Genomic DNA, 26,063 nt, shown 5'->3' with positions numbered 1-26,063 from the left:
CAATTTTAATACAATAGAAAACCTTCGCGTGTGCCGATCAGCAGGAACCCGCTGAGAGGAAATGCTTCCATACAGGAAATGGCATAAGGACCGATATCTTTGGGTGCGCGCGATGCTTCGGCCAGCCAGGTCGCAGTGCGGTACACCAGGCGGCTACCGGCCAGTTCACCTGCTACGAAGCATTGGTCATTTTCCCCCCACCCCAGTTTTGAGAAGTAGTCGGGCAACTGTACTGCTTTTGTTTTCTCTCCCGTGTCAGAATCCCATTTGTGCAGGTAGCATTTCGGCTCTGCATCTTCCAAAGCAGCAAATGCACCATCCAGCCCGGGCACGAGATCCGTAAATCGCCCCGCCTGTGCAGCATGGAGAACGACCTCGGCTACATACCGGGCACTCGTTTTCTGCCATCGCATCAGCTGGCTTCCCGCAGTGCTCAGGATCGCTTCGCCGTCTGCCGTGAAACGCACGGCCGTCCGACCGCTATCGTCGTACACATCAGGGTCGAGTGTCTGGCTTTTCCAACTTCCCGTGTCGATGAGCGTCAGGGTAGGTTCATACTGGCCGAGGCATATACGCTTTCCATCGGGCGACCAGGCAGCGGTGCCAAATCCCGGCGCCTGTGTCGTGATCGTTTTCACCGGACCGTTATCCACGTCCATAATCATCACTTTCCCCGCTTTCAGGCCCGCGCAAATGCGGCTACCATCCGGCGAAAAAGCCACGCATTCCACGGTTCCGGATATTGGAAAAGTATTCACAGTATCCATCGTATCACCGGCTAGCAAAGTCACTCCTTCACTGCCTGCAACTGCAACGAACCGGCCGTCGGATGAGCACGCAACGGCCCTGATCACCCCTTCCTGTATGTGCTTTACCTTCATATCCATTCCTACTTTTGTCTCCATCGGCCGCCCGGCGATTCGGGCAGCAAGCGATACCCTTTGATGATAAACCACTTGTCTTTCAGCTCTTTCAGACTGTCGACCTTATGGTCCTTACCCTCTTTGTATTCCACTTTATAGCGCACGAGCCATTGTTCCCTGAATGGGGTTCGGTTAATGAAGCTATTCAGCGGCCAGAAATTCTGGTATACGTCGTCTCCGCCAAACCCGAGATCCTTCACGTGGTCGACATCCTCGTTTTTCCATGGATAGCCGAGGTTTTCCAGTGCGAGCCGGAATGTCTTGGTCATCGCCGGGTCACGGCTGCTGGTCGTCCTGCGTTTGAGTACCGTAGCATTTTGTTTGGAGTTTACCCCTCCCGCAGCTTTGGTAATGTATTTTTCACTCACCCCGATCTGTATTTTTTCACCGTTGTAAGTAATCCGAGCAAGACTGCGCATGCTATAATTCACACCCGCCAGCTTGATGCTTTGCGGATAATCCTTGATATGCTTGTACCAATATATCGGGATTGGGTCGGACTGTGAACCCGTGGCGAGTTCCGTAATGTCTGGAAAAACGTGGTTTTCAATGTTGCGGGCGAGGTTGTTGGTGAAACCGAAACCTTTTCCGGTAAAAATCCGGATCGGTTCCAGTTTCTCGATCAGGTATTTGGCCCCGTCCTTGTATTCTTTCAGCAATGCATCGGTATATTTCGTTTTGAAACCCAGCGTGCTCTTTCGCACAACAAAGGTGTTCCTGACGAGTTTTTCCCAAAGGCCTGCATTCAGGCTGATCTGGTCCAGGATTAGGCTACGGACCTTCACTTTCCCCAGGGATTGCGTGGCCATCGTCGCAGATTTCGGAAATTCTATATCCAGCACAATACCCGTCTGAATCGCGATTGCCTCTTCCAGGCCAGCCTTCACCCGCACCATATTCACCTCCCATTCTTCTTTGGATGGATCGTTCTTGTCTGTTTTCTTCTTGACTTTGCTGCGGCGGACAATGTCCAGGAAAAGTTTCTGGTAAGTTGCCCAGTCTTTACCCTGTAAAAGGCTTTTGATCTCGTCGGCGCCATCTTTCATCGCCGGTGTGAATTCCAATGCACCGAATTTGCCTTTGAGCTCGGTATTGAGGTGTTCGGCAAACGCTGTTTCCGGCTGGCTAAGCCTTGCTCCCAATGAAGCCACAAACACATTCGGTTTGACCACTTCGGTCAGTTTACTTTCGGTCAGTTTGGGATAATCGGATATTGACCTGAAAAACTTAAACATCACCACATCGCCGATTTTGGGCTGATATCCCTGCAGCGATGTCTTCTGAAGAGCAGGTACCGCCCCGCCCTCTTTTCCCGCCCGGGCAAATACTTCCGCTTCACGCTCGCTCTGCGGTTCGGACCGGATGCCCCCTTCGGGCTTACCGCTGACGGGGAAATCGGTATGCTGTGCCGAAGCGGGACGGGAGCCCGTTTGCTGGATCACGTGCGCCAATTCGTGGTAGAATATGCTCCGCCCCGGTTCCTGGTTGATATGCAGGTTGGATTTCAGGTAGACATGGCTTCCCGAAGTAAGTGCCTCGGCTCCGATCGATTCCATCTCCTCGTCCATACGCGTGTTGGTGTGGATGCGCACGTGTGAGAAATCCTGTCCGAAACGCAGCGTAAGATCCGATTCAACAGCTTTGTCCATACGCTGCCCGTGCGAAGCCCTGATCATCGGATACGACGCTCCCGTTTGTTCGCGGTTAGGGACCTGCGAAGATAGGTAGGGTTGCATATCAGGCATATCGTCTTCGTCTTCCGATTCTTCCGGTGCATCCACTCTGGTTATGGCAGGGCCTTTGGGGGCATCGATCTTCACCCCTTCCAGTCCGGGGATCTCTTTCAGAATGCCCATCGCCGTGGTGGCAAACTCGTTACCTGCATTCCGTACTGCGGGCTGGATCTCATTGTCAATGATTTCGTTAAGGATATTATTGGGGTCCACATACGTTCCCTCCAGGTACTTCGCTATGTGCCCGGTGATTTTGGCATAGATTCCCAGTTGCTCCAACACTTCACGTACTCCTTTGACGATAATCTTCTTAGGTCCTTTTGCGATCTTTTTCAACACCAGGGTGATCACCACATCCACGATACCATCCAGCGGAATGATGTTGTGGGGTACTTCCAATGTCTGCAAATGGCCGATCATCTGGCTGGCCTGGGCGCCAAAGTCGGTGACACTACCGGGTTCCGGCTTATCGTCGTCACCAAACATATTAGCGGTCATTTTCACCTTCGCCCTGATGATCTCGATATATTGCCCGATCATGCCGATCAGCGAATGCAGAGTCGGGTGTTTCAGTACAAAGAGCCGCAGGCGTTTCAGCAAAAAATTGAACGAGTTTTTAAGACGTTCCAAGCCGCTGTAAATGTACTTGCCAATTTTTTTGAGTCTTTTAACAAACTTCCTCAGCTTACCCTCCTTGTGCATGCCGCCCGACATTGAAGGTGGGGCCGCTTCGGTTTTGACCGGCGGAAGCGTAATCTGATCATCGATGAGCAAGTCCCAGAGTTTGTCGGCTTCAAACACCCCTGAAATCTTGTCATAGCCGCTTCTCAGCATTTTGACACCGTCGCCGCCAAGGAGTTTTTTTATATCGTCGAATTCGCCCATGGCCAAAAACTGCAGCACGCCCACCACGAGCTCACCGGCCATTACGGCCTGTCCGGCGCCCGGTATCAGATACACCACTACCATCATCCATTCGGCCCCGGTTTCCAGGATTTCACCCAGTTCACGGAGATTTTCCATGTTATTATGGATCGCGATGATGTTCTGAATGAAATGGATGTTTTTATCGTCATTATCTTTGACTACAACCCGCTCCACATTGGCCGACCGGTCCACGATCAGGTATACAAACAGCTCCTCTCCTTTTCGCTCCCGCCACGGCACAGGGGTTTCATCCGCGCCATTTTTCCGGATAAATGTACTTGGGTTGATATCCCTGACCATTCCCTGATCCCAGGCAATCATCCCCGGATCGAGCTCTGAGGCCGGACTGAACCAGAAACTCCGGGACACCTTCTCGATGCGGTACACTTTGCCTTCATAAGGAATGCTGAGTTTGGTGGTAAACGGTCGCCGGCTACGCGTATGTCGCAGGGTCTGTTCGTCCACGCTGGCTTCCATCCATTCGTTGCTGTAAACAGCCCGCAAGCGGGGTACCAGGCGCTTTTGCAATTCGCGAAGTGCCGCCACCCGGGCGGGATGCCAGCTGGACGGATAATCGAGCATCAGCTCGTCGCGGTGAAGCCTTACTTCATCTTCCATCGATACGGCGCCGGCTGCATGGGGCAACAGGCGCCTGATCACATCAATGCGGTCGGTATCGCGGGACAGGACTCCCATAGCCACCGATTGGTTCAGCAACACCTTATGGATATCCGGGGCCAGTTCCAGCATGATACACGCCATTTGCAGCTGTATGTCTTCTTTGGGTGCCTGAATGGCAAGGAATGTCATTTCACCGATGGCCGTCAGCGGATTTGACCAGGTGTCGATGTTGTCTTCAAAATCCTTCCACAAGTCCCTTATTTTGCTCTCCACTACCACCCTGCGGTGATGCGAGAATGCAAGCCGTCGCAGTTTCCTGACGCGTATTTCCGGTTCAGTTTCCAGCATTCTTTTTGCTGCCGTCAGGTCGTGCGGATGTTTGTCGGCCCGCGCCTTTTTCAGGAAAGCGGCCAGCTTACCGATGTATTCGAGTGGTGTGTTGGGAGGCGGTACCAGCCCCGGCAGGATCTGCTCCATCCGGCCTGTAAAGGCGCCCGGATTAGGGAATATCCAGATCACAATACCGCCGGCGGCGAGATGGTCGTTCACGTCGGGCGATATAAGGGTAATATGGTCGGGCCCCAGCCCCTTGAAGTGATCCTCCTTGGATTTCTGAATCCGCTGATCGTTGTTGACCAGTTCGTTGAACTCGGCGGCATCCTTTGGGATCACCGAAAACCGGATGCCCTTGACCACATACCGGAGCGGAACGAGGGATTGCTGGAAATTATTCAGCATTTGCTCGTTCAGCAGCTTTTTCTCCTGTTCGAGGATCGGCTTGTAAGCTCCCAGGTCAGCTTTATGATCGGTGACGCCGCCCTGTTCCCGGAGCAGGCGCACCAGAATGGTTTCTTCTTCCTGAAGCAGTACCGATTTATAGTAGTAATGCATCAGCACAGCCAGGTCCTGAGAACCGTCGACTTTCGAGGTTTCCTTGACAAACTGGGAGATCATTTCGGCCACTCCGGACTCCTCCCGGGTCCACTGCAACGGCTCGTCATAGCTTAGAAATGACCGGGTTTGCCTGGCCCCGAAAACGATCTTCTCTTTTGGAAAGAGCACTTCGATGCCCAGCTGCCGAATGGTTTCCAGGCCCGTGAGGTCGCCGATTTGCCAGAGATTATTGCCCAGGGTCAGCCTTTCCTTAATCTGGCGGTCCACCATTTTCGCCGGGTCAGATCCCATATTCACGGTCAGGGCGGAACGGGTTTCAACCCATGTTTTAAGAAAGATCCCGTACAGATCCATCAGACCCGCCTTGTCTCCCTTTTCCCTGCTCTTTTGCCGAAAATCGATGCTGATGTCGTTAATCAGGTTAAAAAGCCTGCCCGAAGCGGTCTTTCTGAGCCGGGCATATGTCTTAAGATCGGGCAAGTCCCCTTTGCCGCCGAGCTGCAATGCAGCCAGCATGATGGCGTGTAGTGGTTTCTCGTATTTGGCAAAAAGCGCGTGATGCTGTTTGAACTGGTCCTGATAGAGCTTGAAATACATCTTGTTGCTAAAAATCAGGCTGTACTCCGTGCCAACACCCTTCCAGTATGCCGATGCCTTTTTCATCACCGCGGTGAGTCGCGGCAACATGGCCCGGAAAAGGTGACCGGTTTCAGGAGACAGCACTTCGTCGGACCATTTCAAAAGGATGGATTTCTTTTGGTCATCGGCGAATGCCTCGGCGATGTTCTCTTTGGACGATATGATCTTGCTCAGCTGTGCCAGCAAACCTTTTCTGGCATGATCGAGCCCCCGAAATGCTTCCAGTGCGATGAGCAGCCTTTCATTTTCCTTCAAAACGCCGGGCTTATTGGCATCCTCGACGGTTTTTTTGTAAACCTTTTCGAAGTCTTTTCCCGCATATAAAGTCTGTATCTGGATCAGCGGACCATAAATGTAGAGATCAAAGGTCCCGAGCCAGCTGTCCAGGAACTTCCGGATACCGGGATAACTGTCCGACAGCCATGAAAGGCCGTCTTTTAGATTTTGTTCATAAAAGTCGAGGTCATAAAATGCGGTTTTTCCCGGGGTATGCTTTTTTTCGACGGCCAATGTCGCGGCTTCGGCATACCGACCGGACACTTTAAGCACGTCAGTCACCAGATCAAGCTCTTCCGGCGACTTTACATCTTTTGCAACAGTCAGTAATGCGGTAATGAATGCCTGTTTCTCGTCATCGGTGGTCCCCTTGTTCATTTTGGCGATCCCCGCTGCCAGTTTTTTTACTTCTGCCTTGTCAGGATTGGCGCTGGTATGCGTTTCCAGGATCGTATCGAGGGTACCGACGCCCTTCACGACCTTATCGTCGCGCAACTTGTCGACCACGCTCGCCGCCCGTGTCTGGACGCTCTTCCCGATGACCCTTTGCTGACTGACATGTACCAGTTCATGCGCCACCAGCCATTTTCCGGCCTCCGTGTCGGGCTGGTACTCACCGTCTGCGAAAACAATGTGATTGCCCAGGGTATAGGCCCTCGCGTGAATCGCCGCCGCCGCTTCGGCCGACATCGGATCGGCGTGAACGACTACGTCCCGGAAATCGTCGGATAGCCGGTTCTCCATCCAATGCCGTAAAGCCGGCGTGAGGGATTTACCGGGCCTTTCCGCCACATCCATCACTATTTCAGGTGCCTGTATCGCGTTCTCTCGCTGCTCGTGGTGGCCTGCTATCCGTTCATGTTCGCATTCGGCGCAGATCTGCCCGCTCCTTTCATCTTCCAGATGCTTCCCGCATGAAGCACATTTGGATTGCACGACCCGGGCCGGAACATGCCGGAAACCATGCCCGGGCCGAACGGTCTGCCCCCGCATCACGCGGTCGGCAAGCGAATCTGCCTCCTGTTCATAATGGTCACCCGGCTCGTTGATGATCGGGCCGGACTGAAAAAACGGCCTGGCTGCTTTCGAGGCCGCCTTCGTGTTTTCCCGCTTTCCGTTTTTGGAGACAAATTGCCGCATAACCCGCAATCAGAACAGAGTGACTACTCCCTTTTTTACTTGCTGACCCGTATAGGATACTTTGTGTTTTTCCAAACCCTGGTCATCCAGCAGCACCAATGTACCGCCGCTGTTTCTTAGCACAAGGTCGTTGCTTTCCAAACGGATCACCATCACCCCTCCGGCCGGTATGCTACCTACCAGGGACTGCATGCCGGCCGATTGGTTCACCAGACGCCAACCGGCGACAGAGACGTCCTGTGCGCCCGTATTTTTGAGCGTAACCTCCTCTTTGCCGTCGTCGACGCCATTCGGATTGATCAATGCAGACTGTATCCGCACCGACAGTGTCCCGACGATTGACCCGATCGCTCTCTGCACCGCTTTAAGCGCATCGACTTTCCCGAACCCAAACCAGGGACTCCATGTACCGTCTCCACTGCCCACGTTCGCAAATGCGCCGTTCTGAAAGGGCGCTACCGGCGAAATATCCCAGCTGGTGTCGGCATCGAAGCTGGCAGGCGGGGTTTTGGCATAATCACTGAAATTAAGGTCTTTGGAAGCCGTTTGCTTCAAAATGGAGATCACCTCTGCGGCCGTCAAGTTCGGGTTAGCTGAAATGACGAGACCTGCAATTCCGGCTGTAAGCGGTGTGGCACTGGACGTACCGCCGAAGTCCATGGTCAGGAAAGGATTTTCCCCGTCGGCCGTAACAATGCCCTTTCCGCGCACCTGCATCCGGAAATAAGCATGGCTGTTACTGCTGGGAGCGCATAAGGCAATGCTGGTACCGTAGTTGGAATAATGGCTCCGCTGGGCGTTGCCGGCCAGGGCCGCAATGTACATGACTCCCGGAAGTAAGGCCAGGTTATGCTCGAATACCCGGCTCGTTTCCACCCCGACCCATCGCCATGCATTGGCGATAAAGGCCCAGCCGTCGTTAAACGGCACATCGTCGGTACCAGAATGCACCACCGGGCAGTTTTCATTGCCGGCAGCCCACAGAAACACAATGCCTTTGCCGCGGCGGCCGCCCGTTTTGGAAAGCTGGTCGATAAAGTTGACCACCTGTATCGCGTGGTTGGATTCCGGCGACATACCCCAGGAATTCGAAAACACGTCCACCTTGTCTTTAACATAGTTCAATGCCGAAAAAAGCTTACTGTCGCTGATAAACAATGAAGGCCCGTCCGACTCCCATTTGATCGGCAGCAACTTACAACCTGGTGCAGCCCCGACTGTGAGGACCCCGTCGCATTCGCCTCCGATAACACCGGCGCAAGACGTACCGTGATTTGCCCCTGTAATGTGCATCTGTGCGGGATTCGCGTCTGCATCAATGTTCTTGACCAGCCTGTTCCCCTGAAAATAGCCCCAGCCGGCAAACTTGCCCGGCGAGTCGAAATCCGGGTGATCGAGCTTGCAGCCATCATCGGACAGCCCGATCACCACCTCGGGACGCCCATAGCTGTCGAGCAGCTGCCATGCTTCCTCGCACCGTGACGAACTGCGTGGATCGAAATCGGGGCTGACGGCGGTGTGGGAATGCAGGTGCCATTGCTGAATATAATTCGGGTCTATCGGCAATGTAATGGCATACTTGTTCATTTTCATGTTCAGGTCGTGCTCGGCAAATGCGATATCCGACTCATCCTCTGTCAGTTTCACCACAAGCTTCACCGGATTGATCCCCGTGTCATTGGTGAGCTGGAACAGAAATTCGGTATCGCTGTACCGGGCTAGCTGCCGGAGCGCGTAACGGTTAATAAACGCATCCAGGATTGTATCCGAAGGGGACGTCCGGAATGTGACCAGAATGCGGTCGGTAATGTCAAACGACTGGTCTGTTTTGGTCTGGTAATAGGCATGATGGGTAGGCGCAAGGGTGCGGCTTTCGGTCATCGCCCTTTCGAGCCCGCCCGCAGGCACGTTCATGCGCGTACTGGCGGGTGATACGCGCTCCGTAGCGACCGCGTCTGTACCGGGGAGGCCACCCGCAATGGGCGTTCTCACGACAAATTCGTCGCTCTTTTTATACAAATCGACCTTCTTACCATTCCGGTAAGTGTAGGTGGCAGGATTGTTGTTGTCTGGCATGATCGTATCGTTTAAAATTTACCATTCTACTAGCAGCATTGTTTCCATCCACGGGAGCCGGATCACCGAAATCCCCCAAGGCAGCCGTTCCAGCAGCACATCCTGGCTTTTTTTCTCAACCCTGAGCCGCCAGCCGGTGCCTTCTTCGTCGGCGCTCAGCTTACCCTCCCGACGGATGAATAATTCTCGCAGCCCATCGGGCGTTGTCGATTTCAGTACTTTCCATTGATCAATGGCCGCTTCCATCATTTGTACCGACAAGTCGATGGCCTCCCGGGGCAACGGCAGATCGATATCGATCACCGTTTCGGGCGGCACGCCGCACAGGATCTTGGCAAGCACCCAATCCTGCTCCCAGCCTTCTTGGCTCCCGGAACAGACGTACCCGATCAACCTTACCGCCTGGCTCATTGCTATTTCATTTCGCCAGGTATCGTGCTCCACCCAGTTCAGCGCTCTGAAAAGCTGCGGAAAGAAAGGAGCGAGCACCACAATGCCGGCATTTCGGACGTAGAACAGTGTCTGATTACCTTGTCCGGAAGATTCATCGTTTGTTTTACCGGCTCTGTCTTCCAGGTTTGGCGAATGCGCAACGTGTTTTAGTGTTTCAACCAAAGCTGCCTGATTGGCCAAGGCATCTCCTAAGCTGTGTTTTACGAGATATTCCCAGACCAGGCTTTCAAACCTTGCCGCCATCTCGCCAGACGCTTGCAGGGCCTGAGCGTTTGCTGTGAAAAATTTTTCAATGTACTTGAGAGGCTCTTCGATATCCTGCCGGTCGAGCAGGCATGAAAGCAAAAACCTCCTGACCTTACCGGCCCCCCAATGCTGTTGCAACCGCGTAATCATTTGCGGTTTTCCCGGCAACGTATCAAAGAGCATCGATTGAAATACCGGGTCGTTGTGGTCGGCGAGGTTTTCAAGCAACGCCCTCACATGAGGCTCGTTCGAATAACTGTTGCCTGCGGGCAGATACCCGTGGATCAGAAAAAATAATGTGATCCGGTACCCATGTGCCTTAGTGGAAACCGGTACCTGTTCCGTGATCGCCCTGGTCACCTCGCTGATCAGCTGTTCAAACAGGTGGGCCAGAAAATGTTCCCGGTCTTTGACCATGATCTCCATTTCGATCTTCGGCAAATACAATACAACATCATCAGGTACCAGCTCGTCGAGCCGGTCAGACAACCGTTGCCAGAATGCTTCCGAACGGCACCAGCGTCCCAGGTCATCCTGTATGGTCTGCACAGAAGGCCTGTCCGGCACAATCGCCTCGATCCGAAGGTGTTGTATCACATGCATAACGGCTTATCTCCGGGCTAGGTAGGGAATCGTAAAATCCGCCACGATGGTTTTAGCGGCGATCTCAGGTGCCGTGTCTTTTTTACATTCCACAAGCTCGATCTGCTCATCGGCTTCCGCATACACGAGCACGAGGGTCTGCCCCTGCTCCAACCCACCCACATGCTCCATGCCCAGGCCCGGCGGGCGGGCTGCATTGGTTGGCTTTTTATTAACAAAATCATTGACCTCCGCCGTTGATATTGCCACCACCCCGAATACAATATGATCGCGCTGCATCGTTGCGGTGATGTCTTTCACGGTATTGGCCGCGTCGAAAAGTTTTCCGACATGTCCCTCCGCCCTCAGGAACGGATATTCCCGCAGATGGAATGCCAATGGATACAAGGCGTCCGTATGATATCTACCCGCGCCCTGAGAAACATACGAATCATTGGTCTTGAATGCATTGTAAGAATGCAAGTGACGCATTTGCCTCATTTGTGTAACGCGGTAGTTCCAGTACAAATGCAGTGAAAAAGGGCTGTCGGCATCCAGGGGATAATAGTAGGGTATCGCCTGTCGCCCCAAATCCGAATCGGGCGTCTGCCCTGGTGTGAATTTGACGGGCAAGTCTGCGAAATTGACCGTACCCGGATCTTCCCCCGGCAGGTCGACGGTATTGCTCGTTTCCAGGTAATCAGTGGAATCCTCAAACTCCTGCGCGGGCACGAGGTACCGCTCACGGCGGAGGACGTTCTCATCGAGCCGCAGGAAAGGCAGATCGAACGTCCAGATCATCATCATCAGCCGCCAATGCAGGAAACGGATCTCGTTCCAGCGCTCCGCATTCCCGCCGTCGATGAGCGGAGGTTGAAAATAGTTGCGGAATGGCACGGGCGTGTAGCTGCTTTGAGCGCCCAGCACAGGGCCCAACCGAAGCAATGTGAACGGGTTCCCCTTGTGTTCTTCCACTTCACAATGGCATCCCGCGTTGAACGCCGACAAATGCAACCGCAGTTCATCATAAGCTTTTACGAGATCGGTAAGCCAGTCGTAGAAATATTGGATATAATACAGATGCTCCCCTTCTTCGAGGAATGCTTGCCATTTACGGACCAGGATCTTCCGGTATTTATCCCAGTAAGCTGCGCCCTTGTGCGACAGGCGGGCACCGTATAATGCGTGCAATTTTTCCAATGCGTCGCGTAGTTCCGGTAGCAGATCATCCAGAATGGCTTTGTATTCGTGAAAGATGTCGGAAAACGCATTTATCCTCAAAAACGGATTCTGAAAATTGGCCGGCCCGAATGGCTGCCCGGTACTGATCGTCGCCAGTTTTTTATAGCCAAAACGAGGTACGATCACTTCGTTGAGCTGCAAATAAGGCCGCAGTACGGCTTCGAGCACATCCGGCGGGTAATGCACCGCCTCCTTCGGTTTTCCGAATATGCCCTGCGTCTGATCAATGGCCTCTTCCCTGGCAAGATACTCCACCTGTTTCAGGAGCGTTTCCTCTTTTCTCAATAGTTCCGATGGGTCCACCAACACAAAATATTGCTTTCCGTCCGATTCGGGAATGAGGATCACCAGTATCTTGTCATTCAGCAGATCGTAGGTTGGCAGGTCTTCCGGACTTTGGGGTTTGAGCGGGTCCATGGTTTTGATATCAAACCGGCCGCTGTCGCACAGTTCAAGAACGGTTCGGTTTATACGTCCGCCAGAGTCCGACCGATGCGGAAAGTATTCCAGTACGGCTTTCGAAGGCTGTTTGAGATAATACCTGAACCGGTGCGCACCCACCCCTACGACCGTGCCGTCCGGCGTGATGGCGGTTCCGGCAGTAACGATCACATCGCAGTTCTCTCCTACCTGCGCGGCCAGCCCGCACACGATACCATGACCGTGAATGCACACATTGACCTTTTCCGATGGTGGTAGTTGCGTTTGCATGGCGCCGATGGTTAATATTGGTTCAAAAGATCAATGAGATCGTTGCTGGATTTTCGCAGGTCGAAAAGGTCGGGGGTTTCCTTCGTTTTTTCGGCCAGCCATTGGTAATAGACACTTTCAAAATCCAGCATCTGCTTGCGATCCAACGGCACGAACCGGGGGAGAATGTGAGCAGGCAGCTCCGTCCTGACGATCTGCTGAAAGCGGTGGTAACGCGTTTCCTCGTTGAAGCGATCGCCCCAGGCGGGCACAGCAATCGTACACTGGAATGAGTAAATGTCCGCGGCCAGGGGCATCGGCCCGTAAGTATGGGGCTTCAACAGGTGGTAAAATTCGTCGTCCGGCCTCAGCAGAATGTGCTCCACTACATGAAAACTGTCATTCTGGCGCTCCCGGTTCACAAGTCTGAGAATCTCCGCGAGCCGCTTCCGGGCATCTTCACTGGAACGGAACGGTTCGGATATCAGCCGCGCATTGTCCATATTCCGATCGCTTCCGGCATCCTCGCCCCAGAAACCTACAAACCATAATCCCCTGTCGTTATCAAAAATGTCGTATAGTTCGGCATAGGCCGAGATGTTCAGAAATGCATTGCCTGCCTTTTGGGCCGCGGATGCCTGGCTGTAACTGGCCTTGCTGAACAGCAGGCCTCCCCCGCCTTCCTCCGGCTTGACACCAAAACGGTAGCGCCGCGTTTTTTCAAACATTTCACTTCTCACTTCCACCGTAAACTGCGGGGAGCCGGAGATCGTCCTTCTTGACCAGTCGGCCACTCCTGATTGGGCCATGACGCGCCGTTTGAAGCCTTCCACATTTACCGAATCCCAGAAATGGCGGTTGTCTTCCTGCGCTTCGGCACGGTAATTGAAAGCGCAACCGCGCCGGCTGCCCAGCAATGGCAGATTTTGCAGCAAACGTTGCTTGTCTTCCAGCCAGTCACCGGTTTCGCTGCTGTCGTCGCTCAGGTCATCAATGGGCCGTTCGATGCGGAATAGTTCCAGCACATAGTCATTGAACTGCTCTCCGAAACGGGCCAGCAGGTGATCCATTATCAGATTCTTGCGCATTGACATGGTGCTAGGGCTACCCTCCGTCAAAGCTTTGAGTGCTTGCAGATAGCCATTATCCGCATTACCTGTAAATGCATCCCAGTCTCCGCCCGGGCTGAGTGCCTGGAACAATGCCTGTGCGTGGGGTACGTCATAAAGGGGCTGATAGAGTGCAGGTTGCGACAGGTCACCATCAAGAGCCAGCAATTCGCGAACCTGGTCGAGCTGTTTGAGATAATTCGCAAGTATCTGGTCAAAAAACATCAGATACGCTTTCATTTGTTTCGCCTGGGCCTGGCGCCGGGGTGTTTCCGAACGGGAAATACCTTCCCTCCCGACATGATAGGTCCTCGGAAACTCTTCCTGGATACTGGTATATTCGGCCAGGTCATCGTAGAGCGTGCCCGTGGGCACAGGAAGATCCAGGCGACCGCTCCGATCGATTTTCGCGTACTGCCCGCGCAGGCGGATCAGCCGGTCGTAAACCTCGTATTTCATGGAATCGGTCAGTACCAGCGGGTTTCCGTTTTTTGTAAATTGAAATTCCGAGCAACCATTCTCCGAACCGGTCAGAAAATCCAGTTCCAACGCGGGCTGGCATTCACAATCGAACGACAGGCACCATTCGCTTTCCACCGTCGTCGGGTTTTCATCGTCGGCAGGACATTTGCGAACTTTCAGTTCCCTCACCTTCACCACATTGCTAACCCCGGAAATTTCCCTGAAAAGATCCGAGCGGTAAACCGTCCGTCGCCAGGAAGCCGCTTCCAGCTCGGCGTCATCGATGAATCCGTGCGTCAGCACCGGCCCTTGAAACACCGGATGCGACTCATACCGCTTGCCGACATTCAGGAACAGCAACGACGCATAGTCCGAAACTGCTTCCGCCCCAATGGATACCTCCAGGGCCTGCTCCCACTGCTTTTTACCTTTTATGTTTTTCCCGATCAATGGCTCCAGCGCAAGCACCAGCTCGTCGGCCATTCCCGCCTCACTTAAACTGATCAGATCGTCGGTGCTGAATGTGAACTGCGCATAACGGTCCATCATTTCCTGCAAACTGTACATTTGCACAGCGGGCGAAAGGAAAGTTTCGATAGCAAACAATATGTTGGCAAAAACCTCGGTCACATCCGCGTCGGTCGCGATATCGATCGTCGTCTGCACGCCGATTCCTACGTTCTCAATGATCTTCACTCTGCCAAAATCTTCACAAAATGCACGATTGGCATGCAGGCGCTGCCAGGCTTCCTTTCGTATTCTGTCCCGATCGGCTGCTCTGCCTTCTTCCAACTGTAAAAAAATCTTGTAAATGCCCCTGGGATTGAAAACCGGGTGTTTAACATCCGTTACCCCTACCGGTACCGCGACCAGACGGTCTTTCAGCAACACCGAAGTCACGAACGAAGCTATCACGCCGTCGATCCATCCGGAATGCGTCGCTACCTGGGGATAGACATGATCGATACTGGTTTTGTCACCGTTTTCCCGGAACGTCAGCAGTGCTTTCCTGAGCTGAGCCAAAGCTGCCAGCAGACTGAACGCCTCCTGCTGCACATCGGGGTCTTCGGCATTCACCCGGGCCAACACACCGGAACGGATCTCCTCAAAGCGGGTTGCTACCAGGAAAATGATCAGCGACTTGCTGTACGCGCTATTCGAATCAGGCAACTTTGCGGTCGCGATCTCCATACAGCATCCCGCATTGAATTGGTCGGTCAGGACGCGTATCTCCTCCTTTTTCGCCTTAGCCTTCACCGCCAGTTCAATCGCATTCCAGAGATTTTTGGTATTCGCCGACCAAGCTATATCGATAGTGGCCGGGGCTGCATCGGTGAAGTTCTGCAGGTATTCCGAAAATCCGGAAAGGGCGGCAATGTCCAGCGACGCTACATTGTTCAGATCATATTGAAAAACAGGCGTTTTGGTTTTATCCGCTTCGAGCCAGGCATTTTTGACACCGTCGATATCGATCAGCAGCTTGCGGAAGTCGTGCGCGGTGACGGGCGCATTCGTCAATATCTCCGCGGCGGTATAAAACGGTCTGCGTGCGGCACCTGCCGGAGCAAACAGGTCCGAGGCAGGTAACTGCGAACGATACCCCAGATCGGTAAGTGCGTAACAAAGCACTTCCAGAATGGTCACGCCCGGGTCGTGGCTGTTAAAGTCCGTCCAGATCGCGGAGCCAAGCCGTTCGAGGTGCCGTAAGCCTTCACGCCGTAACAGACCGTAGTCCATCACGGGCGGATAGCTGAGTTTGGGGGGAATGGTCAGAGAATTAGCCATGTCTTTGGTTCATTGTTAATTACAGCCTGCACAACAGGCGTCATCCTCCACAACCTGAATATCATGGTCTGTGACATTGGGATTGTCTTCATTGAGTATATCGAGATAGGTCGTGAGCACGGAGCGTGAAGTAAATGGCTCGATGATCCCGGCTTCTTCAAAATCAATCGCGGCTTCCGCCACCTCGGAGACAGCCCGGCCTGGGAAATGCTTGAATTTCAGTTCCATGATCACATCCACATAGTCCAGATTTTCCAGGAAGCGCAGCAGCTCCATTGCCTCCACCCTGGCACCAAAAGTGATCGGGCGTTCAGCGTCGACGGCCCAGGGTGCCAGAAATGCTTTGAGGTCTTCATTCAACTGCTTTTTATACCAGGCAATATCCCGCCCCGCCCTGAACCGCACACAAACGCGTAGTCTGACAGGCTCAAAAATCGCATTGCTTACCAGCAATGTACCATCGCCGTGGCATCCGCAGCCGTCGCCACCTGCACAGCAGCATTCCACACCACCTCCCTGCCCGCTTACGAAAAATGAATTATGGCGGTTCAGATATCGCTCATAGGATTCGAGGTCGCCTGCATTGAACGTCGGGTAATAGATCCGGTCGCCCGTCATGTTACCCGGGTACGGGATCACACCCATGGTCACATACCCGGGCCTGCGGATGTTCGTGTCGCGGGTATGCGGGAGGCATTTGGCCAGGGCAATTTTGGGAAACTGTTCCAGCACAAGCCGCTCATAGTCCCAGACGGTAACTGCCCGCTGCTTGTGCCGCAGCCGTTCGTGGATACGCCGGTAGTAGCTCCGGGCGTCGCCCGACTCGGCAAAACGGCCCCCAAACGATGCCTGAGGCTGTACGACGGTCGAGATCGCCGGATCACGGAACCGCAGCTGCGTGATGGATTCCTCGGGTAGTCCTTTTTCCAAATGGATCAGGTCATTACCGGAGTCGTTCTGAAACACCGCCGTCGCGGCCTGCACATAAATGTCGGTCAGCATCGGAAGGGCGTCTACAAAAACATTGCGTACCGGATCTTCGGCAGCCGAGGCCATCAGCCAGTACAGATCGGTCCGGCCATCCTGCCCGACGGCCAGCGTATTCCCGTTGTTGATATCGGAAGGAACCTGTATACGGATGATACCGGTTTGCCGGAGACCGAGGGTTTCGTCTGCCAGGATGAACGTGGCCGGAATGCGTACCCATTCGTTCGATCGCAGGTACGACCATACGATCTCTTCCGGCGCGATGTGGTCGGGATTACCGGTCCCTTCCGTGCATTGAAAAAGCATGGAAACGGATTGTCCCGGCGCCAGGTTTTCAAGGCCCAGCCGCAGATTTCCGTCCGCATCGGCCCGCTGGGCTGCCGGACTTGCCGCACCGCCTCTGCGTGCATCGATACTGATCACCGGGTCCGGCTCGGGCATCGGATGCCCGGGCAAAAACGCATGGTCTCTCACCGGCGCATATCCTCCGAAAAAGTCCTGATGATATAGTCCCGATTTTCTTCCCCCACGTGGTTTCAGCTCAATCCCGGCGGATGTGTAGGACAATGTAATATCCTCGCCGGGAAGCTTATAGATGATAATCGGCTTTCTTTCATTGTTCGATTCCGGAACTGTGATTTTTGTTCTGAGGAACGAGAATTTTGACGTCGGCGAGTAAAACAAGTCTCCTGCATCCGCGGGTGTATCGAGTTTTTTCTTTTTCAGAAAATCGTGTGCTCCGAATGTGATCGGACCATGCCTGCGCTCGTTGTTTTCCAGACCGTTCAATGTGAAGGCATCGGCTCCTGAGAAACTCTTAAGAGAGATTTCCGGAGACGTAATGTAAAGCGAAAATTCTTGCGCAATGGTCGAGCCGATGAGCGGGATCTCCGACGACGGGAGGTACTGCGTGCTTCCCAATTGCAACGTCAGGTCGCGCAGGCCGGAATTGAATGTTTGTACCTGAATGCCGGAATAGGTGGTCCGAGCAACTTTTTCGTAGTCTTCCCCATCGATCAGTCGCAGGCGGACGAATGGCTGCTTCCCGAGTTCGGGATCCGTGTCCCCTGGAAGAGGGGCAATGGAAGCCTCCGATTCGAGCATGCTGATCTGCCATTCGATGGGCTTGTTGGGACTGGTACGGTATTCCGAACTGTTCTCCTTTTCATCAAAACGCAGGTTGGACGACCGGCGGTTATGCAGTCGCAAGATTCCTTCTCCCGTACTGATCTCGGTATAGAAATGGGAGAGTATGTCGGGATCATCACAATCGTGAATGGTGATCATGATCCTCCGTCTCCCTCCTTTTCCCAGCCACAATTCCGGGGTGGAAATGATAAGTCCCGGATTCGCGACGATCGCTTCCAGGTTATCAGCTGCTTTTCGCACCTCGTCCTCCACCCGCTCGTCCCGCTTTGCCGTCATACGCAGCAAGCGGTCCCGGATGGCCAGTTTCCGAAACAGGCTTTTTCCCGACAGCGGGTGCCAGGCCTTACTTCCTTTTTCATAGGCTATTTTAAGACCGTCTTTGCGATCCGCAGCAGGCAATGCGACCGGGATCACTTTTTCGCCTGATCTGAGAAAATACAGGCTCTGTTTTTCGACCAGCGAGGCCCTGTTGACGACCATCTCGCCGCTCAGGGCATACAGCAGATCAAGCCCTTTTGCATCCTTACCTGCGGACAGCAACGTGTTATTTTCGAGGCGGTAAGCTTCCGCATTGCCCGCCAGTTCAAACACGATGTGTACTTTGTCGGGGATGGCGCCGCGCTCCTGTAAACGCAACACGTCGCGATAATAATAAACAAGGTGCCGGTCGGCCATAGCATTCATATCCGCCTGGTGGTAGCGGCGGAACAGCAATGCGAACGCCAGGAACAGCGCGATATGCGGCGGGTGATCGCTGCGGCCGTTCAGAGCCTGCTGGAATGCCTTCTTTGCCCTGGTGACTATCAGTGTAAGTATTTTGAAGAATGTAAGAAAAAGCTGCCAGAGCGCGTCGCGGTCATCTGCCGTGAGCTCGGGATGAAAATCGATACAGTTGAAATCATCGACGGTGAGCTCCCATGCCTTGCCGCAGGATGTGTCCGCAAAGCAGAACCCGTAGCCATCGATCAGCTCTGCCAGCGGTTCGGGTAGCTGTATCTCCTGCATACCATCGGGTTTCCGATCTCCTGCCGCCTTTTGATTTTTTTTCAAAACCTCATTGGCTGTCTTATGGTACCTGATCAGGGTTTCCAGCGGGCTGCCTGCATTGAGTTGCCCATTGAATCCCAGTTTTTCACGGATCATCGACCTGGTTTCCGTTTTCAAGGGATGGGAATCGGGCAGTGCATCGCATATCCCGGCGATCCTGACCGCCAAATCATGGATTTTCACCGTAAGGTAAGGCAGGTAATGCGCCGGTGCCTTTCCGCAGATAGTCTTTTCCTCCGCCTGTTTCTCGGCCTTGCACGCCCGGATGAATGCCAGTTCTCCATGGCGATATCCGATGCGGTATTGATCCAGGTCCGTCGCGGCAATCATCGCGAGCAGCGAGGTGGCATCGGCTGTCCAGAAACAGGCCCAATCACCGGCGGCTTGATTACCAGCGTCCCAGAAGCGGATTTGTTTGGCATAAGCCCCCGAAAAGGCCAGCAAATCCGCCATATTGCGATCGTCGAGCACGAGCGACCCTGGAATGAGGGCTTTCAATAGCCGCTCCCGCTGGGTGGTGCCATTTCGTTCGAGCGGATGGATGGAATGATCGGTTATGCCCATGGCCTTATTATTTAAAGATCAACATTGGTACCCTCCTGGTAATAGTAAGGATAAACTTTATTAAAGCGGGTATTCGTACTCCGGATGGTGTAGCTCACCAGGATATCCAGCCTGCCTTCCGATTCATTGACCGTAATGTCCAGCCGTTCGAGTTTGATCCGTGGTTCGTGGACCTGGATGGCTTCTTTCAGCATTTCTTCCAGCAGCGAAAGCAACGAAGTGTTGATAGCCGCGAATACGAAGTTTTCCAGACTGCAACCATAGTCCGGCGTGATACGCCGCTCCCGCAGGCTGGTACTGAAAAGGATTTCCAGGCTTTGCCAGACATCCACCTCGTCGGATACGGTTAATGCCCCGCATCCTTCTTTTGAAAATTCGGGCGGAAAGGCCCAGCCGGTACCCAGAAAGCTCTTTCGCTCAGGCGGGACGTATAATGCATTGGTTTCCATATAACATATGTTTTCAATCTCCGATAAATACATTGGGCGAACCGGAAGCGATCTTCCCGCCGTGCGCGGTACTGTCCGTCTGCCGGGCAGCCGGTTTGCCATTGAAAAAGACTGTCCCCGACCCTTTCGCGATCATATTCGGACTCCCGGGGCAAACGCACTGGTCCTGGGCTGTGGCTGCCTGCAAGCCGTTGACAAACACTGTTCGCAGGCCGGTTACCACAATGGTACCACCCACGTGCGTCCCCGTTCCCGACTCCATCGGTGCCGGGCATTGGTGCATATCGTTCAGACGTGCGGCCGGATTTGCTGGCATTTCCTGATTGGGTTTTAAATGTTAAACCGGGTCATTGAGTCTGACTTCGGCGCCTTTTATCTTCACTTTTCCGGCAGCCTTGATGATAATATCTCCTGCGCTGCCGAATTCGATACCCGAGGAAGTCAGCTTGATGAAAGTCTGCTGCTGCTTGTGCCGGATTTCCACCTGACCGTCCTTTTCATTTACTTTTACCGAATAGCCTTCCCTGGTGGTCATTTCAATACTTTTCTGATCGTCGTCGAAAACGACTTTCATCCCGTTTTTGGCGAAAATCCCCTTTTTAAAATTGTCTTTGGTAGCCGCAACAGGCGACTTATTATTGGAACTGTAAGCTGATCCGAGAATGACTGCATCATTAGGATCATTGTTGACAAAGCCCAGTATGACCTCGTCGTTTACCTCCGGCCGGAATATGAACCCGCGCTCCTTACCTGCCGTTGGCACTGCCAGCCGCGCCCAAATTCCCTCTTTGCTACTTCCTTTTTGTTCTCCTACCCAGGGGATCTGCACTTTCACCCGGCCTTCTCCGGGCTGCTCGTCGCTTTCGAGCTTGGTCACTGTCCCGATCTGCAAGCCTTGTACTGCTGCATACAATCCGCCCGCCTGGGGGGCCGTCAGGTGCTGTGCAGTTTCGCCCAGCATTTTTACCGACAGGCCGAACTGAATGTCTGTCTGCCAGGTGCCGGCAAAAACCTGGTGAACGATCCCGGTCATGAAATGCGCACCATTGAACCGGCTCGCAGCCTTTTTCAATTCCATGGTCTGGGCCGTTTTGAAATTCTTTCCGCGCACACGCACACGTCCCCGCACCTGTGAAAGCTCGGCGCGCGCCTTATACGCCTTGGCCCAGGCGCTCAGCACTTTGCCTTCCACCGCACCACCGTGAAAGAATACTGGTTTTTGTTTTTTAAAAAGTACATCCGGGAAATGATGCTTATCGTCTTCCAGGCCCAGATCGAGCCCCACGGCGTCAGCTACGGCTGAGACCGCTCCGGCAACCGCGCCTCCCAGCCCTCCCAGTCCACCCGATGCCCCCGAGTTGCCGGAACCTTCTTCCTTCACCACTTTTTGCTGGGTATGGTCCCAGGTCGCAGTGGTGACATCGGGGTAATGGGTACGGCTATCCATTTCGGCTTCAAAATTGATGATTTCCTGCCCCCAGGTTACGGTATGGTCCGCTTTCGGGGCTTTTTCAGGCTTGATGACATTGATAGTACCATTGTCGACCACAACTACGAGGCCATTGGCTTCCGCCCGCAACACGAGGAAATCCCAATCCGTGCAATTGTATTGGACCAGCCCGGGGTGCTCAAAATCAGTATCTGCCAGTTTCCCAACCTTGATATCGCTGTCTTTATAGTTTTCAATCAACTCCCGGAATATATCTTTGTCTTTTTTCCCGGGGTAATAGCGGCTCTGGCGCACCATCGTCATCCGCACCGCCGGGTCTTTACATTCCAGCTCCATTACAGACGCTTTACCCGGGTAGGCATTGATCGAATGACGGATGACAATACCTTTGAAAATGGTTTCGGTTTTATTCTGATAACCCAGCCGGATGTCGGCTTTTTTACCCGGTACAAAATCCGCCGAACCGCTTTTTCTGAATGTGCCTTTCGCCACATCGCCATCCGTAATGACCAGCTTTGCGGTCGGAATGCGGTTTACTTCATTATAAATGGAAAGTGATGACAGGCCGCCGGGTTTCTGTGTCACATTTTTACCGTCCATCAGCACGGTAATGCTGACGGTATGTGTGGGCTCTCCCGCGGCCTTCCCAATAGCCGATTTTGCTGCATCTACTAAGCTCATCGGAGTGCGTTTTTTAATGGTTGAAGTAAAAGTCAGTCCGCCAGGGGCGGAAAAATCAGTTCGGTGCCCGCCTTGATTTTCCGGAAATTCGTCAGCCGGTTGGCTTTCGCTACTTCGAGATAATAATCCGGTGTCTCGTAAATTTCTTCACACAGCGTGAGGAGGTTATCACTCGCTTTCACCGTCCGCTCTTTCGTGAGGTCGGGTGATAACAGCGACATCGCCGCTGCGGCAATGTTGGGCATTTTGAATTCGAGGAGTTTCAGGTTCACCTCCACCCGTAATGGTAGTCCCGAGCGGTGAAATAGGGTGAAAGTCTGTGTCATATCCTGCAAAACGCCCATAAAAACGAGCTTTCCCCAGTTTACCACGATAAACGGCGGCCTGTGCGCGTCACTCTGGATGCCATACACGACGAGCTGCAGCTGGGCGAGCTTTGCCGTTACAAATGCGATCTGCGCATCGGGCCCTCCTGCGATAAATGCCTGCGACACTGCGTCGATAGCCGGTTGCTCCACCGGTACTACGCCTGTGCCGTCGATTGTGAATTTCAGGTCCAGCACCTCAGGTTCCACCTGGCTGAACTGGGAAACTTTACCCTGGTCGCTGGCCCCAAGCTCCGGCGGGCAAATATGCTTGATCTTAAATGTCCGTTGGTACTGCTCCGGATTAATGGGCAGTTCGAAAATGCCGCCCGCCAGCGATTGCAGCACCGAACTCGCGACCGCCAGCGGCGAGCCGGCGTCCAGGTGCACGGAAGCAATCCGGAGCTTGTTGACATAAGGTGTTTCCATGATCAGCGATCGGTTCGTCGTTCGAGAATGGCCAGTACCTGTCGCACGCAGGCTTCGATGATGTCTTCGTTGGCGCCCTCTGTCGTGTCGGACTGCGCACAGTCCTTCCCGGATTTATCCTTTTTGGCGCCATCGCTTTTCGGGTGCTCACTAAAATTGGCACGAATGACCAGTTCCTTGATTTCGACCATTGGTGATAATATGTTACGTCGCTACTGAATTTTGATATCGGATTTCGCTACTGAATTTTGATATCGGATCGCCACTGAATTTTGATATCGGATCGCCACTGAATTTTATCGGATTGCCGGTGATAACACCGGCAATGGCTACTCCGGAAACGTCTTCGTGAAAAAACGGTACTGGATCTCGATCGTCTCGATCGCCAGTTCGCTGTTCATCGCGTTGAAGGGTGAGAGCGACCATTTGACCGGGTATGCGTGCGACAAATGCCACGAAACCAGCGGATTGCTCAGCGAATCGTCGATACCTGGGTCCAGCAGGGAAATATCCAAATCCTTCGGGCTGAACGAGAATTCCTCGATGGCCTCCCGGCACCAGGTCAGCAGCGACGATGTGGCTTTGAGGCCGCGTTTCAGCACCAGCTTGTCCGACGTCGTACGAACAGGCAGCTGATGTATAAACCGGTTTTGGCCGCCTTCCTTCAACGCCAGCGTTTCCAGCGTCATCGACAGCCCTGACACCTCCTGAAAATCAGCCTCGGCATCGGGTATGCCTTGAATGCTTACCTTGAACAGGAAACCTGTCGGGGGATAAAATGCCATAAACAGTGTCAGATATAGTTGACCGACAGTCCCTCATGTGCGAGCTCGATCGTATCGATCGCCACCTCGTTCCCGTCGGCTTTGAGGTCGCTGAAATGCACCTTGATCGGGAAAGCGTTCTGCAAAGTCCATGATACCACCTCGGTGGCAGCTTCGTCCATGAGCGTCACGGTGACGGTGCGCCGGTAAGTTTTACGTTTGACCACAGCCTTGTCGTTTGCTTTTTCACCGCCATCGATCCAGTCGTAGAAATCGCTCAACCCTTTGAAAACCCCTCTTTTCAGGGTGACATTGCTGAATTTCCGGATGCCCGGCATTTTCCTTTTCGACAGGTTGATATCCATGCCATCGCGGTACTCGATCGGGTCGATCTGATAATCCAGGCCGGTTACCTCGGTAAAACCGATCTCTGCCTCCTTCGAGAGGCCATCCCATTTTACCTTGAAACGGAATTTCGGTATCGGAAAAAAAATGGTATCTGCCATAACAATTTGATTTTAAACTGGATATAACAAAACATTAAGCCGCATTGGCCTGGAATTTGTGCTCGTAGCGCAGGATGATAAACTCAGCCGGACGCGATACCCGCAGTTTGATCTCGACAATCATCCGCCCTTCGAGGATATCGACGTCTGTCATCGTTTCAGGCAAACCTACATTCACCTGGAAAGCCTCGTTGGTCGTATTCCCAAACAGCCCTCCCGCTTTCCAGATCTCGATGAGGAAATTACTGATCATGGCTTTCACTTTAATCCAGGTGTCCCGGGTATTGGGGGCAAAAACAAAGTCCTGCATAGCCTGGCCGATCGAGTCCTCTATAAAACAGAACGTGCGCCGCACCGAAATGTAACGCCATTCCAGGTCGTTGCCCGCCAGCGTCCGTGCACCAAAAACCAGGATGCCCTTGCCTTCGTAAGCCCGTATCGCATTCACCGACTTGCCAGAGCCGGCATCCACATTCAGGTCGGCGTGGAAGTCGTCGTCCACATCCACCGTCGGCGAGATCACCGCGGCCAGGCCTGCATTTGCCGGGGCTTTCCAGACACCCTGGATGGCGTCGGTCTGCACCATCAGACCCGCAATGGCAGGGCTCGGTGGCATCACCACGGGTATATCACGCACACCTTCGCGGATACGGTTGTAAAACAGGTTGTTATGCAGCTTTACCGCATCCAGTTGCTTGAACGAGTATCCTTCGTTCAAAGGCTTCGCTTTTTCGAGGTCAACCAGGTCGGTGTAAGCCTTTTTCTTGGTCGTAACGTCGGTCTGATCTGTTCCTGCTTCTCCCGATGCGGCTGCCACCAAAGTATCCACTTCTGTCTTGACAGCATTGGCATCGGCAAGCGCAAAGGCATCCGAGAGCTCCTTGGGCCAACCGTTGATGTCATACTTCTTTTTCACCACCTTCAGCGTTTCCTCCGATAATTTGGCCGGAAGGACCGCAGCATCCTCCGCAATCATTTGTCCGACGGTCGTTTTGACAAGATCCAGCATCCCGCTTTTTTCGGTGGATGCCCTGGCCTTGGTATCGGCAGCATTGAACTCATTCAGGGCGTCGCTGATTTTTTTAAGATCGGGTGTGAGACTTCCGTTTTTGCGGTGAAAACGCACGGTAACGCCCTTATCCTCAAATTTATAATCCAGCGTGGTCGACAGCATCGGGTAATAGGCTGCCGCATATTTCTGGTTGATGCTCTGCGGCACTTTCGACCGGAAATTGGCGGTCACTTTAGCGTTATCATTCTCGGCGTCATTCACGTCGAGGATCAGCACCCGGTTTTTCATTTTGTCGCAATGCTGCAATGCAGCCGCGGCCACAGTACTGTAATAATTGTTTCCGCTGAGGTTTTTAACGGCATCCGGAAAGGAAAGGATTGTGATCTGTTTCGCTTTTTTAGCAGCATCGATGCCCGCAACGAGCTGATTGGGATCCACGGTACCGTCGCCCTGACTGCCCGCGGAGATCACAAACGAGGGCCCGCCGCCGTTGGCATAGTACAACTGCATAGCATAATGCATCCGAAACTTGAAATCGGTGATGGAAACAGCCCTTACATCCACGCGCGTTGTCCTGGGATTCGCAGGGTCGCTTTCATCGACTGCCTCATCGAGATCTACCGTAATCGGCTGGTTCGGAGCTTGCCCAAACCACTCCTCATACTCACGCATATTGCGTACGCGCACCGGTTTGAGCGTCACGTCCTCCCCCTCCTTGCTGGCCTTTTCGGTATAGCCAATGAAACAGGGCACCGCACTGGGCACAGCGCCGATCGACGGCGGTAACGTCGGAATTTCCTGCGTGATCACGCCTGGCATCCGGGTATCAGGTAATGCAGCCATAGTCAATTCATTTAGTTGT

At 53.5% G+C, this 26,063-nt stretch carries 15 protein-coding genes; all 15 read right to left on the bottom strand.

Annotated elements, in window-relative coordinates; all coding sequences use genetic code 11:
* Positions 1 to 5: 5 nt before the first annotated feature.
* The gene (locus BP71_RS02315) at positions 6 to 905 is read right to left on the bottom strand and encodes a WD40 repeat domain-containing protein (RefSeq protein ID WP_496376181.1); all 900 of its coding nucleotides are present in this window, start codon (positions 903 to 905) and stop codon (positions 6 to 8) included.
* Positions 890 to 7,153 carry an eCIS core domain-containing protein gene (locus BP71_RS02310; RefSeq protein WP_496376179.1) on the bottom strand — a complete coding sequence of 2,088 codons (6,264 nt, stop codon included), beginning with the start codon at positions 7,151 to 7,153 and terminating at the stop codon, positions 890 to 892. The genes BP71_RS02315 and BP71_RS02310 overlap by 16 nt, the downstream gene beginning before the upstream one ends.
* A 9-nt stretch (positions 7,154 to 7,162) precedes the next feature.
* Entirely contained in the window at positions 7,163 to 9,229 is a 2,067-nt protein-coding gene (locus tag BP71_RS02305; protein WP_496376177.1) for a S8 family serine peptidase, read from the bottom strand.
* A gap of 18 nt (positions 9,230 to 9,247) precedes the next feature.
* The gene (locus BP71_RS02300) at positions 9,248 to 10,525 is read right to left on the bottom strand and encodes a contractile injection system tape measure protein (protein ID WP_496376175.1); all 1,278 of its coding nucleotides are present in this window, start codon (positions 10,523 to 10,525) and stop codon (positions 9,248 to 9,250) included.
* Between the two features lie 12 nt (positions 10,526 to 10,537).
* Positions 10,538 to 12,463: a hypothetical protein gene (locus tag BP71_RS02295; protein ID WP_496376173.1), complete on the bottom strand. Its 1,926-nt coding sequence runs from the start codon at positions 12,461 to 12,463 to the stop codon at positions 10,538 to 10,540.
* 11 nt (positions 12,464 to 12,474) lie between these two features.
* On the bottom strand, positions 12,475 to 15,798 hold the full coding sequence (locus BP71_RS02290) for a hypothetical protein (RefSeq protein WP_496376171.1): 3,324 nt from the start codon (positions 15,796 to 15,798) through the stop codon (positions 12,475 to 12,477).
* A 15-nt stretch (positions 15,799 to 15,813) separates the two neighbouring features.
* On the bottom strand, positions 15,814 to 19,545 hold the full coding sequence (locus tag BP71_RS02285; RefSeq protein ID WP_496376169.1) for a baseplate J/gp47 family protein: 3,732 nt from the start codon (positions 19,543 to 19,545) through the stop codon (positions 15,814 to 15,816).
* Between the two features lie 11 nt (positions 19,546 to 19,556).
* Positions 19,557 to 19,994 carry a GPW/gp25 family protein gene (locus tag BP71_RS02280; RefSeq protein ID WP_496376167.1) on the bottom strand — a complete coding sequence of 146 codons (438 nt, stop codon included), beginning with the start codon at positions 19,992 to 19,994 and terminating at the stop codon, positions 19,557 to 19,559.
* Positions 19,995 to 20,007: 13 nt separating this feature from the next.
* Complete coding sequence (locus BP71_RS02275) at positions 20,008 to 20,310, bottom strand: PAAR domain-containing protein (RefSeq protein WP_496376165.1); 303 nt, start codon at positions 20,308 to 20,310, stop codon at positions 20,008 to 20,010.
* Positions 20,311 to 20,331: 21 nt separating this feature from the next.
* The gene (locus BP71_RS02270) at positions 20,332 to 22,125 is read right to left on the bottom strand and encodes a phage baseplate assembly protein V (RefSeq protein WP_496376163.1); all 1,794 of its coding nucleotides are present in this window, start codon (positions 22,123 to 22,125) and stop codon (positions 20,332 to 20,334) included.
* Positions 22,126 to 22,157: 32 nt separating this feature from the next.
* Entirely contained in the window at positions 22,158 to 22,919 is a 762-nt protein-coding gene (locus tag BP71_RS02265; protein ID WP_496376161.1) for a CIS tube protein, read from the bottom strand.
* A 2-nt stretch (positions 22,920 to 22,921) separates the two neighbouring features.
* Positions 22,922 to 23,110 (bottom strand): DUF5908 family protein, encoded by a 189-nt coding sequence (locus BP71_RS02260; protein WP_496376159.1) that lies wholly within the window; start codon positions 23,108 to 23,110, stop codon positions 22,922 to 22,924.
* A gap of 138 nt (positions 23,111 to 23,248) precedes the next feature.
* On the bottom strand, positions 23,249 to 23,704 hold the full coding sequence (locus BP71_RS02255) for a phage tail protein (protein WP_496376157.1): 456 nt from the start codon (positions 23,702 to 23,704) through the stop codon (positions 23,249 to 23,251).
* An 8-nt stretch (positions 23,705 to 23,712) separates the two neighbouring features.
* Positions 23,713 to 24,189 carry a phage tail protein gene (locus BP71_RS02250; protein WP_496376155.1) on the bottom strand — a complete coding sequence of 159 codons (477 nt, stop codon included), beginning with the start codon at positions 24,187 to 24,189 and terminating at the stop codon, positions 23,713 to 23,715.
* Positions 24,190 to 24,223: 34 nt separating this feature from the next.
* Positions 24,224 to 26,044, bottom strand: coding sequence for a phage tail sheath family protein (locus BP71_RS02245; RefSeq protein WP_496376153.1), 1,821 nt, complete (start codon positions 26,042 to 26,044; stop codon positions 24,224 to 24,226).
* Between the last annotated feature and the right edge of the window lie 19 nt (positions 26,045 to 26,063).

The sequence above is a fragment of the Dyadobacter ginsengisoli DSM 21015 genome, assembly GCF_059568735.1.
This window is presented reverse-complemented; position numbering and strand designations above follow the sequence as displayed.

Excerpts from the sequence above, each read along its gene's own strand:
- BP71_RS02290 (WP_496376171.1), bottom strand. The coding sequence starts at position 15,798 with ATGGCTAATTCTCTGACCATTCCCCCCAAACTCAGCTATCCGCCCGTG.
- BP71_RS02315 (WP_496376181.1), bottom strand. The coding sequence starts at position 905 with ATGGAGACAAAAGTAGGAATGGATATGAAGGTAAAGCACATACAGGAA.
- BP71_RS02295 (WP_496376173.1), bottom strand. The coding sequence starts at position 12,463 with ATGCAAACGCAACTACCACCATCGGAAAAGGTCAATGTGTGCATTCAC.
- BP71_RS02270 (WP_496376163.1), bottom strand. The coding sequence starts at position 22,125 with ATGAGCTTAGTAGATGCAGCAAAATCGGCTATTGGGAAGGCCGCGGGA.
- BP71_RS02250 (WP_496376155.1), bottom strand. The coding sequence starts at position 24,189 with ATGGCAGATACCATTTTTTTTCCGATACCGAAATTCCGTTTCAAGGTA.
- BP71_RS02265 (WP_496376161.1), bottom strand. The coding sequence starts at position 22,919 with ATGGAAACACCTTATGTCAACAAGCTCCGGATTGCTTCCGTGCACCTG.
- BP71_RS02260 (WP_496376159.1), bottom strand. The coding sequence starts at position 23,110 with ATGGTCGAAATCAAGGAACTGGTCATTCGTGCCAATTTTAGTGAGCAC.
- BP71_RS02245 (WP_496376153.1), bottom strand. The coding sequence starts at position 26,044 with ATGGCTGCATTACCTGATACCCGGATGCCAGGCGTGATCACGCAGGAA.
- BP71_RS02310 (WP_496376179.1), bottom strand. The coding sequence starts at position 7,153 with ATGCGGCAATTTGTCTCCAAAAACGGAAAGCGGGAAAACACGAAGGCG.
- BP71_RS02280 (WP_496376167.1), bottom strand. The coding sequence starts at position 19,994 with ATGGAAACCAATGCATTATACGTCCCGCCTGAGCGAAAGAGCTTTCTG.
- BP71_RS02275 (WP_496376165.1), bottom strand. The coding sequence starts at position 20,310 with ATGCCAGCAAATCCGGCCGCACGTCTGAACGATATGCACCAATGCCCG.
- BP71_RS02305 (WP_496376177.1), bottom strand. The coding sequence starts at position 9,229 with ATGCCAGACAACAACAATCCTGCCACCTACACTTACCGGAATGGTAAG.
- BP71_RS02255 (WP_496376157.1), bottom strand. The coding sequence starts at position 23,704 with ATGGCATTTTATCCCCCGACAGGTTTCCTGTTCAAGGTAAGCATTCAA.
- BP71_RS02285 (WP_496376169.1), bottom strand. The coding sequence starts at position 19,545 with ATGGGCATAACCGATCATTCCATCCATCCGCTCGAACGAAATGGCACC.